This window comes from Nocardioides sp. zg-1308 (genome assembly GCF_013155375.1).
In the GTDB taxonomy this organism is placed as follows: Bacteria; Actinomycetota; Actinomycetes; order Propionibacteriales; family Nocardioidaceae; genus Nocardioides; species Nocardioides renjunii.
Window position 1 is genome coordinate 628521 of the sequence record NZ_JABJQY010000004.1, and the last position, 16713, is coordinate 645233.

General features: G+C 66.9%; 10 protein-coding genes. 7 read left to right on the forward strand and 3 right to left on the reverse strand.

What is annotated here, in order from left to right; genetic code table 11:
• Positions 1–30 precede the first annotated feature (30 nt).
• The 3 genes from HN031_RS17785 to HN031_RS17795 all read right to left on the reverse strand — a co-directional run bounded on the left by HN031_RS17785 (position 31) and on the right by HN031_RS17795 (position 6534).
• Positions 31–912 (reverse strand): hypothetical protein, encoded by an 882-nt coding sequence (locus tag HN031_RS17785; protein ID WP_172273240.1) that lies wholly within the window; start codon positions 910–912, stop codon positions 31–33.
• A 54-nt stretch (positions 913–966) separates the two neighbouring features.
• On the reverse strand, positions 967–4056 hold the full coding sequence (locus tag HN031_RS17790) for a hypothetical protein (RefSeq protein WP_172273243.1): 3090 nt from the start codon (positions 4054–4056) through the stop codon (positions 967–969).
• Positions 4057–5286: 1230 nt separating this feature from the next.
• Positions 5287–6534, reverse strand: coding sequence for a helix-turn-helix transcriptional regulator (locus HN031_RS17795; RefSeq protein ID WP_172273246.1), 1248 nt, complete (start codon positions 6532–6534; stop codon positions 5287–5289).
• A 117-nt stretch (positions 6535–6651) separates the two neighbouring features.
• Here HN031_RS17795 and HN031_RS17800 point away from each other — a divergent pair, with 117 nt between their 5' ends.
• From HN031_RS17800 to HN031_RS17830, 7 genes are all read left to right on the forward strand, one after another.
• Positions 6652–6861 (forward strand): hypothetical protein, encoded by a 210-nt coding sequence (locus HN031_RS17800; RefSeq protein ID WP_172273249.1) that lies wholly within the window; start codon positions 6652–6654, stop codon positions 6859–6861.
• Between the two features lie 70 nt (positions 6862–6931).
• Positions 6932–7990, forward strand: coding sequence for an FHA domain-containing protein (locus HN031_RS17805; protein ID WP_172273251.1), 1059 nt, complete (start codon positions 6932–6934; stop codon positions 7988–7990).
• 57 nt (positions 7991–8047) lie between these two features.
• Positions 8048–8674: a VWA domain-containing protein gene (locus HN031_RS17810; RefSeq protein WP_172273253.1), complete on the forward strand. Its 627-nt coding sequence runs from the start codon at positions 8048–8050 to the stop codon at positions 8672–8674.
• Complete coding sequence (locus HN031_RS17815) at positions 8661–9989, forward strand: serine/threonine-protein kinase (protein ID WP_172273255.1); 1329 nt, start codon at positions 8661–8663, stop codon at positions 9987–9989. Before HN031_RS17810 ends, HN031_RS17815 begins: the two co-directional genes overlap by 14 nt.
• On the forward strand, positions 9986–13198 hold the full coding sequence (locus tag HN031_RS17820) for a DEAD/DEAH box helicase (protein WP_172273257.1): 3213 nt from the start codon (positions 9986–9988) through the stop codon (positions 13196–13198). Before HN031_RS17815 ends, HN031_RS17820 begins: the two co-directional genes overlap by 4 nt.
• Positions 13176–14411 carry a hypothetical protein gene (locus HN031_RS17825; RefSeq protein ID WP_172273259.1) on the forward strand — a complete coding sequence of 412 codons (1236 nt, stop codon included), beginning with the start codon at positions 13176–13178 and terminating at the stop codon, positions 14409–14411. The genes HN031_RS17820 and HN031_RS17825 overlap by 23 nt, the downstream gene beginning before the upstream one ends.
• Positions 14404–16677, forward strand: coding sequence for an AAA family ATPase (locus HN031_RS17830; protein WP_172273261.1), 2274 nt, complete (start codon positions 14404–14406; stop codon positions 16675–16677). Before HN031_RS17825 ends, HN031_RS17830 begins: the two co-directional genes overlap by 8 nt.
• Positions 16678–16713: the final 36 nt, after the last annotated feature.

Here is a 16713-nt window from a genome sequence, read left to right on the forward strand (position 1 = left end):
TAGGGCCCGCCAGTAATGCAGCACGTCGGTCTAACACGGCGGCTTCGCGTCCATGCCATGCTCGCGCTCGTAGGCAAGTTCGATTCCCAGGTCGATCAGGCCATACACGTACTCGGTGACCGCACGGTGAAGCGCGCGGAGTCGTCCTTCGAAAGTGCGCCATGGTCTGACGTCCTCGTCACCGTTGGGTCCCGGCCCGAGCTCGACTCCAGCTACCTCGACGTCGAACTCGGTCCCGCCATCGAGGTAGTCGGGGTTGATGGGGAAGTCGCCGAGCCATCGGAAGGTCGCCAATGTCCCGTCAGGGGCCACGGGGCCTGGGAAGACCTGCAAATCCTTTACAAGGTTCATGTCGTGCTGGAGCCACCCGTTCGACGCGAACGACGTGACGAAGTGGACTGCGCGGTGCCGATCGGTGCGTGCCATCTCGTTGAGGATCCTGAGACAGTTCCAGCTGGGCAATTCCGCTTGGAACGGCTGGATCGCGTAAAGAGCGTCCTGAATTTCGATCGAGAGCGCACTCAGCCGGCGATCTCGATGTGACTTCCAGGTCTTCTCATCAGCGCAGATTGGCCACTCGAGGGCTGACGCCTTGGGTGGGGGGTCTTGTCCGGAGTCCAGGATGGCTACGGCGTACAGAGCATTGTCGAGTGCGGCGCGTAGCTCGTAGAGGAACTCACCCAGGATGAGGGACAACTTCGCAGGAGGTTCCTGCAGGCGCGTGAACACGATGCGGCCCAGCCCGTCGTCACCAACCTCGACACCGACGGTATGGGGGCTGGTATCGAGGTGAGCTGCCCAGGCGTCTCGGAATGCGCCGAAATGCTCGACACTGCGGTCGAGTCTTGCGCCGACCACAGCCACCTCCTTGGGCAGGCCGCGATGCGACAGCCGCGCGTCGTCAGCGAACAAGGTTCGTCCCTAAGCGATCGGTAGGAATGTGACTCGAGTTATGGGCCATTGAACTTACTCGTTGATGTCGAGCAGCGGCAGGAGAGCCCCATCAGCGTCGACACAGTCGAGGAGATCGCGATGAGGGACATCATCGACCGCGTACCGATAGCGCCGCGTGAGAAGGTCTCGCAACGCGCCCTCTTCCTTGCCTTCGTTTCGCCCACGGACGTTCCATCGACGCGCGACAGTGACGGTCTGCATGAAGAAGTGCAGTTCGAGGTCGTCCGCGTCGAACACGCTGAGCGGGATCTCCGGGGAGTCGGCAGTCTCCGGAGCGCGGGCGAGCCTCATGAGCGCAGCGTTGTCGTGATGGTCGGGCGTCATTCCGGCGACTTGCATTTTCCAATTGAGGGCCGCATTGAGGAACGTGACCAAGATCTGCCAGTCGAGCCACCCGTCCGCGCGCAGGCGTTCGATCTGTGCCCGGCCGTGAGCGTCGGCGAGGATGCGGGGCAACGTGTATCGCAGAGCGTCATTCGTGACCTCGTAGCGCTCCCGAATGGTCCGGAGCGAGGCAGCTTCGTCGTAGCCCGGACCTCGCTTGGTCGAGGCCGCGAGCGCCGGCCGATCGGTCGGTCGAAATGAGTCGGACGATGCTGGGCGGGTCGCTTCCGCAAGTCGCGTGTAGTGCTCCGGCGGGAAGAGCCGCGTGGTCTCCTCGTAGGGCCTGCCGATTGCGATCTTGTGTGTAATGCCGCCCCGGAATAGTGGCTCCATGAGGTCCTGAAGTTCGCCGGGCGGACGCACATGCGCCGACTGGATGAGCTGGAAACCTATGACCATCAACGCCTGGCATCGTGCGTCGGCGTCTGCGCAGTCGTCTGTCAGCGTGATCTGGGCGTGCACCTCTGAATTGGATTCGTCGATCTCGATGTTGTCGTCTGCTCGGTCCGCTCCGGGCACAACGTCGATCGTCGTGTGCACGGTCGCTGGGATGAGCACCGGGTGCAGGTGCGCGATGTCGGCGAGGAGCACCTGAAAGGTTGCCACGGCCGCTTCGGCGGTCAGGACAGATGTCTGGTCGTTGTCGAAAGTGAAGGTCCACCGCACGCCCAGCGCAGTGAAGTCGATGATGCGGCTAGGGCCGACATCGCTCAGGACGGGTCCCCCGAGCTGCGCTGTGGCTCGGTCTTGGAACTCGTCTTCGCTCAGGTCGAACGTTGAGCCGTCGGTCTCGATGAGCTCGACGAGGCCCTCGTACCACCGTGTGGTCGGGTGGGCGGCAGCGATGAGGGGCTCGATCTCCGGCCAGAAGCTTCGGATTCCTGCCAGCTCAAGGGCTGCGTTGGTCTCGTGGTGCGCCAAGTCGGGGTTCGTGTCGTAGTCGAACCCGTCCACCATGAACTGGGCGCGGGCAAGAAGTGCGACCTCTGTCAGCGCCGCGGCGTCCACCCACGTTCCAGCCCGCTGGGCGAAGCCCGCGCTCTCCAGCAGCGCCTTCGGGAGCTGGGACTTGACGTCGGTGTCATCGGATAACAAAGCGAGGGTCGCGGCTGCGCACCCGTACATCTTGGCGGCGTACATCAGGCCCAGCTCCGCGTAGACCTGTGCGATGAAGCGCATGGTGAGGATGGCGCCGTACATCGTGTCGCCGTTGAACCACTTGACCTTCGCGGTGTGCAGTTCAGCCAACGCATGCAGGGGTTGATCCGCCTCTAGGAACGCGGTCCCCCGGTCGCGACACGCCTCAGCCGTGGCGGCATCTCCGCGGACCGCAGCGGTGGCCTCGTCGAGACCATCGCGGACCTTCGCGTAGGAGGGGTGCTCGACGGTCAGCGGAGCCACCAGGTTGAAGACCCGCGCAAGTTGGCGCACCGAGTAGGGCTTCGCGCGAGGAAGGAGGTCGATCAGCGCATCCAACTGCTCCATAGCCTGCTTGAGACCAATGAAGTAGCGGGGGTCGAGAAGCCCCACGTTGACCTCGAAGTCATCCAGCATGACCCCGACGTGGCGGGCACGCTCTGCGGGCTCAGGCGTGCCGTAGCTGGATGCGGCGAGCTCCCAGTTGGGCAGCAGGTAGGAGAACGCAAGCGTCCCGTTCAGGGACGCGGCGCGTACCGGATGGGTGTCGGGATTGGTGCCGATGAGGAGTGAGGACACGTGCTCGCGAAGGCGTTGCAGTGCCGCGGCAATCTCGACGGCGTCGGCGCGCCCTACGCCAGTGGTCCACATGACACCCCAGTACGACGCGAGGGTCACGGCGTCGTCGACGATGTTGGGCTGCTCGCTAGTGCACGCGTACTCGAGCGCGCGCCGAACAAGGTCCTCGATGTCTTCGGCTACACCGGTTCCGCGGAATCGCGCGACCGCAATCTCGTAGCAGGCACGGAACGCCAGCTCTCCGTCGGCTTCGTCCTCGTCCGTGTGTGAGAGAAACGAGCGCATGAACGCCAGCCATTCGGGGATGTCGGCGTTGGCGTCGGCGTCCCAGGTTGCGAACCGCAGTCCTTCGGTCACCTCGCCTTGGGTGGCAGGCGTCAGCATGCTGGGTCCGTTGTTGCGTCGGAGCTTGTCGAGCAGCTCGGTGTACCACTCGGGCGCCGGATCGCCTTCGGGTGGCGGCACCATCGAGGACGGGAGTTCTAAGTAGTGACGCGCGACCCAGATCAAGTCCGGCTGGGCGAGCTGTGTGGCGATGTCGTCGCCGCAGAAGATGTCGAGAGTCACCCCGTATGTCTCCCGGGCAAACCTTTGTAGTTCGTGGGTGTGCCCCTCCGAGATGGGATGTACGCAGAAGAAGGCGACATGTCCGACCGCTGCGGCGTCCTCGGCGCAGATGCCCGCGAGGTCGTCGCGGACCTTCTGCCGTAGGCCGGTGCGCTGGACCGTGCAGGCGACCACGATCGGAGAGGTACTGGCGGAGGCAGCGAACCCCGTGGCGTGCGGGAGCTCGTCTGGGATCCTGGTGTGGAACGTCTCCGCATCACGCTGCTGGTCTCCGCCGGCGCTGACAGGTCCGGTCGCGACGAGGATGTTTGCACTGATGCGCTTGTGCGCGACGCGAGCCGCGATCTCTTCGAATCGGTGGTGTTCGTTGCGCGACGACATCTCCTCAAGTCTGAAACGCAGGAAGGCTTCGGCCTCAGGGATCGCTTCGCTCACGCAGGCCATCTTGCCTGCGCGCACCGACAGACCCGCATGACCACCAGGTCAAGCACCACCCCACTCGCTGCGCACGTCGCGCTGGGCGCCCCTGTCCGACCCTCAAGCGAGGTGCCTGGCCGCTCCGCATCGCATGAGCATGAGGTCGCTCGTCGCGTGTCTTCCCCCGAATTTCCCCCACAACTCACTTCGAGTGGGACTGCAGCGGACACGAAACCTGACACAGTGTGGCTCTCACCTGCGGAAACGGCCTGTATCCACCGCGAGCACGATCGGAGTTTCGGTGCTACTACGACGTTTGCCCTCGGTGAGCCTCTGACCCGCGGACACGCGTACATCGCACCTACGTCGCACACAGTCCGCTCGCGCCTCAGCACGAGCCGTCATCGCAGCTTCGATGGCGGATCGTTCTGTAGGCGGTGCTACCGGCTGAATTGCTGAGAAACCATCGCAGCGGTCGGAACCAGCTCACGCTTGATCAGGTTTCTGGAAGCAGACCACCGGGCACTCCGAACGCCGGGTGGTCTGTCGTCTCGGCGCCGAGACCTAGGCTTACCGGCATGCCCGACCTGGACCACCGCGCGCGGGGTTTGCGGTCGTTCGAGGGATGTCGACCATGTGAGGAGTAAGCACGATGTCCGAACCAGAGGGAACAGGGTCCGAGACCGCCACCGGCTACACCGTGGTGCACTGTCGGGGGTGCTATTGGTACAGCGCTCGCAAGATAGATCCGGCTGATGCTTGGGCGATGTTCGACTCCCACAGGATCAACTGCGAATCAAACGACGCGTAGGCAAAAAAGGATGACACCGGTGGATCTCGTGACTATGTCGATCGGAAGTTGAAGCGCGCTGGCATCTGGTTGGAAAGCAGCCCAGACGTCAAGGCGGTCGCGTGGTGCGATGACCACACGCGCGGCGGTAGACCCCGGGCTGTGCGCCGGGTTCTGGCCGAGCACGGAGTGGAGGATGTTCTGCTCATAGTCCCCGCGCACGAGCGTCGGACTGGCCCATGAGCATGTGCCTCGACTCGAACAGCGGGTCGCCAGACGAGAGCCAACTGCGTCCAGCGGTACATAGCACTGCATGAATGACGCTGATTGCGCGCAAGTTCTCGTTTGAAGGAGGGCAGGAACGCGCTCGCGGCCGGGGCGACTGGACTATCGTGCCGAGCCGCCATCGTCATTTTTTCGGTGCGGGAGCCATGTCGGGGCGCCCGACGGAGGCACGGTTAGACGAGGTTCGAGACCGTCTCACGCGCGTGGGTCAGATTCTCCTTGGTTGAACGGATCAGGTCGTCGAGGTCTCCGTCGCGTACCGCCGAGAAGGCCGCGAAGTTTAAGTTCGCCACCGAGATCTGGCACGCCGCGATCGAGAGGAACCCGTCGTACTGGTCACGCTGCGCGGCCGTGAGGTCTGCCCACTCGACGGGAAGGTCGGGGCCCAGGTCCTTGCTCCACCTGCCCTGCGCGTGACCGGCGTGCGTGGCGATGTAGTCGAGGAGGTCGGCCGCACCGGCGATTGCGTCGAGGAGTGCCTCGTAGCCCCGCTCCGAGACAAGTAGCTCGACTTCGACCGCGTCGAGGCGCGCATGGGCCTCGCGCTCCTTCTGCTTGTTGCGCCGCGACATCCACACGTAACCAGCGACTGCCAGCAGGGCCGCCGGGGCGGCGACGATGCCGGCTAGGACACCGACCCCGCCCGCCACTCCCGCACCCCCGGCAGCAAGGCTCCCCCCGCCGAGGAATGCGTAGGTGGCGCTCGTGGCAGCCGCGCCTTGGAGCCCGGACAAGGCTGCACCCGTCGAGGCCGTCCCGAACATGGCTGCGGCGGTGAACGTCCCGTAGGCGGCCGCTCCGCCGACCGCGCTACCCACGGCGGCACCCCCAGCGGTTGCACCGATGTTGTTGGCAATTCTGCTGGTCGTCACGGTCAGGCGGTAGTCCGCGACCGCGTCCGGATCGGCCAGCTCCTCCTCGCCGAGCGCGGCCGGTTCAGGTGGGCGCGGCGCACCGCGAACCTGCTGCGCGGTGACGATGAACGGCACGAAGAAGTCATCGCGGGCTCGGTCGTGCTCAGCGTTGAACCGGTCGCTCAAGTCTTCGACCGCTTTGATGCGCCGATCGATCGCGGTCTGCAGCATCGGTAGTCGCTGCTTGAGCGGTAGCCCCGAGGTGGACCCCTCGACGGGCCGAGGGCTCGCGGCCGCCTCCCGCGTCGCGCGCTCATCCTCCGCCTCTACCTCAGGCACGAGCTGCTCGGCGGTCTCGGCGAGGAGCTCCAGCGAGACTCCCAGGGCGTGCGCGATCCCACCGAGCTTGGCTGGTCCCGGCCTCATGCGACCGGCCTCGACCCGTGACATCGACACCCCGGCGCCGGCTCCCTTGCTGTAGCCGGCGCGCTCCCCGAGTTCCTGCTGACTGAGGTCGGCCTCTTCGCGCAGCGTCCTGATCGCCCGACCCATGGCCTTGGTCGACACACTCATAGCCTCAACTTAGCATGACTAAGCACTGACCTATTGACTTAGCGTGGTCACTTAGCGTTAGGCTGCTTTTCGTCCCTCACTCGGGACGATCCCGACGGAAGGACGCCAGTCATGGCTCGCATCAAGAAGGCTGCTCTGGTCGCCGACACGGTCGCGGTCGCCCACCGCACGGGCCTGGTCGTGCAGGATCCCGCCGTTGAGAAGGCGGCCCGGCTCGCTTGGGACGACGTGGTTCAGGCGGGTCGTTCCTCCGGGGCACTTCGCCGCGAGCTCGTCGCTGCCTGGCAACGCACCGCGCCGTCGGCCGCAGGATCCGACTGAACCACACTCACGCGCCCTGTCCCGCAGTTACGCTCGCTCGGACTTGTCGCGGCACCGAAGGAGAGCTCTGATGCGGACCCCTACTGTCATCGTCGATGTGTCGACGGTGGTGCGCGACGACGACGATCCGGGCTGGCACCGCATGGACGCCTTGATCGCGCTCTGGCGGCAGGAGATGGACGAGCGGGCCGTGTTCTACGGGGTGCTCGACCACAAGTCGTGGTACTTGCTGGACGACGCGGACCAGGCGAGCTTCGCCGCCTGGCAGGCCGCAGGACGCGGGACCCGGGCGGCGTGGGCCGACCCGCTCGTCTGCGAGATGGCGGAGAAGCACCCGCACGCGAAGGTACTCACACGCGACCTCTACCGCGACCTTCGTCGCGACTTCGTGTGGCTCCAGAACAGCGACCGCTTCTACAGCTTCGACTTCTCCGCAAACGGGGTGTCGCTCCGGCGCTCGGAGATGGGCCACGTGCGGGACGAGGACGTCTCGCAGTACGGCGAGGCGGCGGCGTTGAAGCCGCGCAACCTCGGCACGCCGGAGGGGCGCCAGATGCTCCGCCGGGAATGGGCCTGCAGCAACCCGAGGTGCCCGAGCAGTGCAGCGTCGGCGATCGACACCCTTCCCTACAACAAGTTCGGCAAGGCGGTGTGCCCTGAATGTCGCCAGCCGCTGCATGATGTCGGCGAGGCTGCGCAGACACGAGAGCTCAAGCTGCTGATTGAGGGCAACGACGTCGCGCACCTCCCTCTGGTCGAGGGGGCTCGTCTCACATTCGGCCGAAGTGGCGGCGAGGACCGCTTCGACCTCCGTCCGCTCGTCGCAAGCAATCAGACGCTCATCAGTCGTGAGCACGTCGCGTTCCGCAACCAGGGGGGCCGGATCCTGGTCTCGGACCTCGGCTCGAAGAACGGGACGTCGTTGGTGCGCGAGGACGGTCGGAAAGACCCGATCCCGGCCGGCGTTGAGCAAAGGATGGAGCTGCACGAGTTCGTCAGCATCGCCGGCGGAGTTGTGGAATTCCGACTCTCGGGCAAGCGCTACGCGCGCGGCGCCTACATCCCTGACCGTGGCGCCGCAGCACCCGCTGGCGCCACCCTTGTCGCTCCCCCGCCGACCCCTGCCTGAGAGGCGACTGTGTCCATACTCGACGTTCCCGCCATCGTCCCTCGTGCCCTGCCGGTGGTGCTGCTGCTCGACACCAGCGGCAGCATGCGCACAAACGACAAGATCGAAGTGCTCAACGACAGCGTCCGGGAGATGATCGGCGCCCTCAAGGAGGCCGATGCCCGCACCGGTTCGATCCGACTCTCGCTCGTCGCCTTCGGGGGTGAGCATGCCCGGGTCGTCCTCGCACACACCCCGGTCGCCGAAGTGGCGTTCACGACGCTCGAGGCCGGCGGACGCACCCCGCTTGGCCAGGCGTTCGCTCGCGCGCAGGAGCTGATCAGCGACACGTCGGCGCTGCCCTCCAACTCGCACCGGCCGACGATCGCCCTGGTCTCGGACGGAATCCCCAACCAGAGCGACGACTGGCGCGAGCAGCTCTCCACACTGCTGGCGAGCAGCCGCGGCGCGAAGGCGACCCGGTTTGCGTTGGGCGTGGGCGAGGAAGCCGATCGCGAGATGCTCGCCGCCTTCAGCGGTGGCCTGGTCCACCGGGCCGGGGACGCGACCCGGATCCGCACGTTCCTGCAGTTCGTCACAATGACCGTCACCGAGGCGACGGTGACGGGCGTCGTGGCGGACGCCTCCTCGATGTCGGGCGGGGAGTCCATCGATCACATGGTCTGGCAGGATGACGATTTCTGAGGTTCGTTACGTCATCGACGAAGCCGACGTCGAGTACCAACTCGGGGAGCAGATCGCCAAGGGCGGCCAGGGCGTGGTGCACCGTGTCGTCGGCCAGCCAGACCTCGCGATCAAGCTGCTGTTCGCGCCGGAGTCCCTATCCCGCATCGCAGAGGTGCGCCGACTGCCGCTCGACGGTCTCAACGTCGCTGGCCCTACCACGCTGCTGCGAGGCGACCGCCCGGGGTACGTCATGCGTCTGGCGCGAGACATGACGACCCTGGCCGATGCCTACCTGCCTGGGCAGTTCGGCACCGGACACGACGCTGCCTGGTACCGCGACTCGGGAGGACTTCGACGGCGCCTCGCGGTGGCTGCCCGGTTAGCGGACCTGATCGTCGCCCTGCATGACCGAGCCCTTGCATACGTTGACCTGAACCCAAACAACGTCCTGGTCTCCGAGGACCAGGCGCTCTCTGAGACATGGCTGATCGACACCGACAACCTCACCTCTGCCTACGGTGCGACGACTCGGGTGATGGGGATGCGCGGCTACCTGGCACCCGAGCGTTCTCGGCCCGAGTCGCTCGGCCCACCGAGCACCCTGGCCGACGCTTACAGCCTCGCGATCACCGCGTTCAAGATGCTATTTCTGAGCCACCCCTTAGCAGGCGCCGCCAGCGAGGACCTTGCTGCGGACGAAGCGTACGACCGGGTGGACGCCGGAGATTTCGACTACATCGGACCTGTTGACGACAGCGCTAACTCCCCCGCGACCCCTCTGACCTCGACTCTCCTGTCGCTGGGCATGACGACCCGGCTCGCCCAGACCGCCGAGCGCACGTTCGTCGCCGGCAAGCTAGACCCCCGGCATCGCCCTGGTGCGGCCGCGTGGCGCGATGCTCTTCACAGCGCCCATGACAACACCGTCGCGTGCCCGAGCGGATGTGCTTGGACCATGTACCGCACCACTGCGACCTGCCCACTGTGCTTGGCGCCGGTCGGTCGGACGCTGGTGGTCTCGGTGCACGTCGCCGACCAGGACCCGAGTCCTGCCTCGCAGTGCCACGTGATCGCCCTCGAACGCGGAAGCCAGACGGATCTCAACTCGCGTCACATCTGGGGATCCTCGGAGGGGGTCGCGACGGTGGTCACGCTGTATGCGCACGGCGAGAGCGTCGAGGTCCGCGGCGAGGGCGACGCCGAGGTCACAGACACTGATGGACGACCAATCACAAGCCTCCGCCTTCCCTCTGGCGACACGCCGTGGTTCCGAGTGACAGTCCCCGGGCGACCGCCTCGGCTTATCGCGCTTCGCTGGACGGGCCCCCGATGAGGCTCGAGTCGGTGGGTGGGGACAGCACGCGACTCCTGGACCTACCTCGGATCAGCGAAGCGCCGATCCGGGACGGACAGCCCGTGCGCGTGGCGGTGACGCCGGGCGGCATCGCGATCCTCGACGGCACCACGACGAGTCTTTGCGCAGAGCCCGACGAGCCCGACGCCGAATGGCTGACGCAGGTCGTGACCTCCCGTGCATACGTCGCCGAGGTGGTGACGGTCGACCAGGGGGTGCGGCTCCGTGTCACTCCCTTCGATCAGGTCGAGCACTGGGCCGGGACGCGGGAGATCGGCGTCGACGAGCAGGCACTCGACCGGATCGCGGTGGGGGTCGCCCAGTTGAGACGCCGGCGCGCGGACGAGGTCCTGGCCTGGCTCGACGAGCAGATTGGGTTTGACGCTCCGGGTCCCGCACTCATCGTCAGTGGCGGCGGCTCGCGGGACCTCAACGTCCAGGCGTTCCGTCTAGTCGGCCAGTCGCACTACGTCGACGTCCGACTCGTCGCGGACCGCTTGCTCGTCGAACGGGTCACGTCGCGCCGCGGACGCGAGCCGGGGACCGTGTGCCTGGTACACGGATCGGTCCGCTTCGTAGACGCGACGCGCCTCGGCAAGGTGACGGCAGCCGATCGCGCGGAGCTACGCCGCCTTACCGACGCCGACAACTCCTACCTCCAGGTGTGGAACCGCTACAACGTGATCGAGCGCGAGAGTCGCGAGCGAACAGCCCGGCTGGCTGGGACAGCGGCGTACGACGACCGGCGCAGGTTGATGGACGGTCGCTGGGAGTTCGACCTCGTGCCCAGCGTCCGGTCGAGCCGACTGCTGGAGGCGCTCAAGGTGGGCGAGATCGCCCTTGAGGCCGGTGCGGAGGCAGCCTACGACGAGTCAGGTGTCGACTCACGCCCTACGACTGGCCGCCGGACCCTGGCCGGATCCGCCATGCTGAGCACCCGCGGCACCGTCGTGATCGAGCCCGACGTGGACGACTACGGGGTCGACCTGCCCAGGAGGGGGGTGCTCTCCGGCTCCTTCACCGCCGACCGGATTCGCCTGAAGCGTCGCCACGAGGCTCAGGCACGGGCAGTCAGTGCTCGCGCGTTTCCCGTCCTCCAGCTCTCGCGCGTGCTCGCGGGACAGTCGCCGCTGGCTCCCGGACGGCTCGAACACCACGAACCGCTCTCGCGGCGATCCTCGGATGCCCTCGGCGCGCCGCCAACGGCAGCACAGGTCGACGCGATCACGATCGCGCTGAACACCCCCGACATCGCCCTCATCCAGGGTCCACCCGGGACCGGCAAGACCAGAGTGATCGCCGCTGTCAACGCCCGGCTGACCGAGATCAACGCCAACCACCCAGCCGCGATCCGCCGTACCCTGCTAACCAGCTACCAGCACGATGCGGTCGACAACCTCGCCTTCGGTGCCGACGACGGCCGCCTCCCGGCGATCAAGGTCGCCACCCGAAGCGGGCAGAGCGGGAACACGCAGATCGCGCAATGGGCGCGCGCCACAGTTGCACGGATCGACGAGCACCACGCCGGACGCGAGGAGAGCCAACTCGTGCGCGACTGGATAGAGCTCCGTGACCGAACGACGGCGTACCGACTCATGCACGCAGACATAGCCGGCAGCATCGAAGTCCTAGGCTGGCTGGCGGCGCGCGCAGCACTGGTCGGTTCCGAGGTCGCAGTCGACGCCGAAGACCTGATCGCCAAGCTGAAGCATCAGGTCGGCCTCCAGCACACCCAAGAACGGTTCGTCGAGATCCTTCGTCGCGTCCGGGCGCTGCGGACCACAGCGGTGACGTTCGAGGACGACGGCGCCGACAACGCCGCGAGCGCGCTCACTGACGAGGGGGTGAGCGCCGCGCTCTCCGAGGGACAGGCGGCGCTCCTCGCTCGCCTCGCTCGTGCTCGCGAAGCCGACCCGGACATGTTGGCCGCGGCATCACAGCTCCAGAACGACGTACTCGACCGGCTCCTGACCTCGCGCGCCCGCTCCGCGGTCACAGCATCCATGCCCGAGCTCATCGCACTCCTACAACGATCCCTGTCCGCCGCCGACGCGCGCGTTCTGGAAGTCACATCAGCCGCAGACCGGATCGTCGAGGACTTCCGGGGTGCCCTCCTCGAGCAACCCGAGACCATCGAGAACGCCATCGGCACGCACTCCCGCGCCCTCGCGGCGACCTGTCAGCAGGCCGTCGCGGGCCCGATGAAGGACATCCAGGCCACCCTGGAGTTCGACACCGTCATCGTTGACGAGGCAGCGCGCGCCAACCCGCTCGACCTACTGATCCCCCTGACCCTGGCTCGACGCCGGATCATCCTCGTCGGAGATCACCGGCAGCTCCCACAACTGCTCGATGAAGAGGTCGTCGACTCCCTAGAGGGCAAGGATCCCGATGCCGAGCTCAAGCGGGTTCTGGAGAAGTCGATGTTCGAGCAGCTATTCCAGCAGCTGCGCACTTTGGAGAGCACCGACGGGATCCGACGCATCGTCACCTTGGACCAGCAGTTCCGCACCCACCCCGTCCTCGGCGAGTTCGTGAACGCGCAGTTCTACGCCCAGCACGGGGAGGCCTTCAGCAACGGCCGCCCGGACCCGGCCGAGTTCCAGCACGGCTTGACGGCGTACGACGGACGGCCAGCGGCGTGGATCGACGTACCGGCGACGATGGGGCCTGAGGCCGGTCAGAGCAAGACCCGCAAGATCGAGGCCCAAGTGATCGTCCGTGAGCTGGTCGCGGCCCTGACGGCCGTTCCGCATCTCACCTTCGGCGTCATCGCGTTCTACTCCGGACAGGTCCGAGCTGTCTGGGAGGAGTTGGAGCGGGTCGGCTACGCCGTCCGCGAGGGGAACGACTTCTCACTCGCGCCCTCGGCCCGAGCCCTCTGGACCGCCGACGGCATGGAACGCGTGCGGGTGGGGACAGTCGACGCCTTCCAGGGCCGCGAGTTCGACGTGGTGTACCTCTCCACCACGCGATCGCAACGCCTCGGCCCGCGCCACGGTCCCCGCTTCGGTTTCCTAGCTCTGCCCAACCGGCTCTGCGTCGCCATGAGCCGACAACGCAAGCTGCTGGTTGTCGTCGGCGACTCAGCCATGTTCACCCACGACGACGCCAAAACGACGGTGCCCGCGCTGGCCGCGTTCTTCGAGCTCTGCAGGGGGATCGATGGCCACCTACGACCAGCGTGAGCTCCCGGTGCATCTCGCCGCCGAACTTGACGGGGGCACAACGCTCGCGGTGCTCGCCCCCGCCCAGCGATGGCGAACCTTGGTCGACGGAGTCAAGCGCGAGCGCGGCGACGTGCTGCTCACCACCGTTGCTCGACTGACCGCTGTCGGCTGCGGTGCACTGCAGATCAGCGAGGCGCTGCAGCTGCCGCACGACCTGATCGACCACCTGGTCGCCCGTGTGAGGCTGGAGCGCATCAAGGTCGCCGAGGACGGCCGCACGCTGGTCAGCGAGACCGCGGACGTCGGCTGGACGTACCGCGACCTGATCTCCGACGACCTCTGCCCGGTGATCGGCCCGCAGTTTCCGCCGGTTGGGATCCGGTGGCAGGGGCAACATAAAGCGACATTCTCGCCTGGGACCACCGGCAATCCCCGCCCGATCAGCGCGGTGGCGCTGTTCGCGCGTCGCTCCGAGCCGGCGCGGCCGACCCCGTACGAGCTCGCCCGGTTGACGTCGAACAAGTCGTTCGGCGAGCCGCGCCTGCGGCTGGTCGGCGCGTCCGAGACGTGTCTCCTCGTGCATCCGGTGCTGGTCGTGGACGGGGAGATCGTCGTCACCGATGTCACCGGACGCCCGCAGCTTCGCCTGACTCGCGCACTTCGTGAGGGCGCGGAGAAGCAGGCCGTGCTCCGCACCTGGATCTCCCGAGCCGTCGCGACCGAGTCCGCCTCGACCGTCCCGGATCGTGCCGACTCCCCATTGGGACGAGCAGTGGCCGCGCTGTCCCGGGCGCGCCACGATTTTCAAGCCCACCGATCGGCGCCAGCCGCCGAGCGGCTGTTGGACTCCGTCGAGCTGGTCCTGGGGCGTTACTGCGCTGAGACGTGGTTTCGCATCGAAGTCGACCCCGCCACGGTGCCGCCGGCGACCGTCGACATGCGTTCATTTGCCGCGGCGTTCGGGCTTGCCGAGTCGGACGCGGCAGCGTTGCTCGGCGCCGATGACCCCGACGCCCGGCGTACCGCTCGAGCCGTGGTCAAGCTGGCCCTGGAGAGTCGGCACCGACCCGACCTCGCTTCGGTGAACGCGGTCGCGATCGCCAGTCTTGGGGCAGAGTTCGTGCTGCTGCGCTGCACCAACGGACAGTTCGAACGAGTGGACCGGTGCGCACGCGAGGTAGAGGACCTCGGACGCCAGGCTCTCAACGCTCAGGAAGGTCAGCATGGCTAGCAAGAAGAACCGGACCCCGGCGCGGCAGCCTCAGAGGCCTGCTCAGGGAACGGCAAAGCCGCTCGAGGACCTCCTCGCGGACATCGAGAACCACACGGTGCCACCGGACGTCGACGGCGACGATCCCCTGCCGAGCGCAGCCGGTGCGCCTGACGACCTCCGCGTCCTGGAAAAGGAGCTTCGCGAGGCTTGGGCGAGCGCGACGCGTGCCAAGGATCTGTGGCGTCGAGCCTCGGAGCGCGCCGACGCGCGCGAGGCGGCGTTCGACAGCCGAGAGCGCGCCCTGCGGGATGAGAAGCAGGAGCTCACCAAGCTCAAGAACGACGTCACCGAGCGTGAGCGGGCGGTCGTTGCGGACGAGCGATCGCTCGAGGACCAGCGAGCTGACGCCGCCGCGGGCTTCGCAAGCGAGCAGACCAAGGCAACCGAGCAGCTACGCAACAGGCGGGACGCACTCCAGGTCGAGATCAACGGGTTGGAGGAGGAGTTGGCGAGCCGGCGGGCTGTTGGCGCCTCCGAGGAGCGAGCCGCGCTGGCCAGTGAACGCGTCCGACTCGAGGCGGACCTGGGCGAGCTCGCCCGCGCCCGTGCAGAGCACGAGCGTGCGGCTCGGGATCTCGATGCCGATCGCGCGCTCTTCGAGCAGGAGAAGGCTCTCCAAAAAAGGCAGCGCGAGCACGAACGCGAACTCGCCGAGGCTGACCTCGCCCTGAAGCTCGCGAGGCCTGAGCGGCTGCGTCAGAAGGAGGTCGAGGCGCGTGAGGCAGCCGAGGCGGAGAACGCTGAGATGCGGTCCAGGCTGGACCGGCTCGGCGAACGGCCGGAACGACTCGTCGAGGAGAACGCACGGCTGCGAACCGAGATCGAGATCCTGCAGGACCGCTTGACGAACGTTCCCGACGACACGCTGCTTGCCGACCTGCGCGCGGCCGCGGACCGGACCCGTCAGGCTGAGCTCGACGCGGGCGACTGGCGCCGCCAGCGGGATGAGGCCGTCCAGCGCCTCGAGCGCCAGCTCATCGCCGTGGGAGACGTGGAGACGGCTCGCGACATCAACCTGGGTCTAGAACGACAGAACGCCGGACTGCGGGCCGCTCTCGAGGAGATGGGCGAACGCTGGGGCGTGTTGCAGGGCGAAGAAGCGGAGAAGAAGCCGTTCGTCACCCTGAGCAACTACGACGACAACCCGGCCATGCACCGCGTGCCGTCCACCCGTTCCGGCGATCTCGACCTGCGCAGCCTCACGGACGAGGTGCGGTCCCGCATGGCTGGCGAGCGGGAGTTCTACTACGCCGAGACTGACGTGCGATTGTTCCTCGCGGGTCTCGCGTCGAGTCGGCTCCACCTGCTGCAGGGCATCTCGGGCACAGGCAAGACGAGTCTGCCGATCGAGTTCTTCAACGCGCTGGGTGGCCAGAGCAGCGTGGTCGAGGTCCAGGCGGGTTGGCGGGACAAGGACGACCTCTTCGGCTTCTACAACGCGTTCGAGAAGAGATTCAGCGAGACCGAGTTCACCAAGGCTCTCTACCGCGCCCTCCTCCCCGCGAACGCCAATGTGCCGGCCGTCATCGTCCTAGACGAGATGAACCTCGCACACCCCGAGCAGTACTTCAGCACGATGCTCTCCAAGCTGGAGAACGTCGAGCGCGGCGCCGTGCTCGACATCCTGAACAGTCCGGTGCCGAACGTGCCTGCGCGGTTCACCGATGGCTCCAAGATGCCGCTGGCGCCGCACGTCTGGTTCGTCGGCACTGCCAACCACGACGAGACGACCGTGTCGTTCGCCGACAAGACGTACGACCGTGCCCACGTCCAGGAACTGCCGCACACCTACGAGCCGTTCCCGGCGCAAGCTCAGGAGGCCCGGGACCCCGTCTCCTTCAGCGCGCTCCAGGACGCTTTCGCCGCGGCCCAGAAGGAGCACAAGGCCGCGGCAGACAGGGCGCGGCGCTTCCTCGCCGAGGACGTGCGTCCGCTGTTCACGCCATTGCGGATCGGATGGGCCAACCGGTTGAACGTCCAGCTCGGTCGCTTCGTGCCCGTCGACCTGGCCGCCGGCGGCTCGCTGACCGAGGCCGTCGACCACGTGATCGAGGCCAAAATCATGCGCAAGCTCCGCGACCAGTTCGAGATCACGTCCGACCAGCTGGCCGACCTCCGGGACCAGCTCGCGGAGGTCTGGGACCGGCTGGAGCCCGGCTCACCCACCCGCTCGCTGACCAAGCTGGACGACGAGATGCACCGACTGAAGGGTGGTCTCGGCTAGCCATGCACACAGGGATCGACCGGCTCACGGGACGTC

Bases quoted from the DNA above. Each gene is read 5' to 3' on its own strand.
- HN031_RS17820 (WP_172273257.1), top strand. From the start codon at position 9,986: ATGAGGCTCGAGTCGGTGGGTGGGGACAGCACGCGACTCCTGGACCTA.
- HN031_RS17825 (WP_172273259.1), top strand. From the start codon at position 13,176: ATGGCCACCTACGACCAGCGTGAGCTCCCGGTGCATCTCGCCGCCGAA.
- HN031_RS17830 (WP_172273261.1), top strand. From the start codon at position 14,404: ATGGCTAGCAAGAAGAACCGGACCCCGGCGCGGCAGCCTCAGAGGCCT.
- HN031_RS17800 (WP_172273249.1), top strand. From the start codon at position 6,652: ATGGCTCGCATCAAGAAGGCTGCTCTGGTCGCCGACACGGTCGCGGTC.
- HN031_RS17805 (WP_172273251.1), top strand. From the start codon at position 6,932: ATGCGGACCCCTACTGTCATCGTCGATGTGTCGACGGTGGTGCGCGAC.
- HN031_RS17815 (WP_172273255.1), top strand. From the start codon at position 8,661: ATGACGATTTCTGAGGTTCGTTACGTCATCGACGAAGCCGACGTCGAG.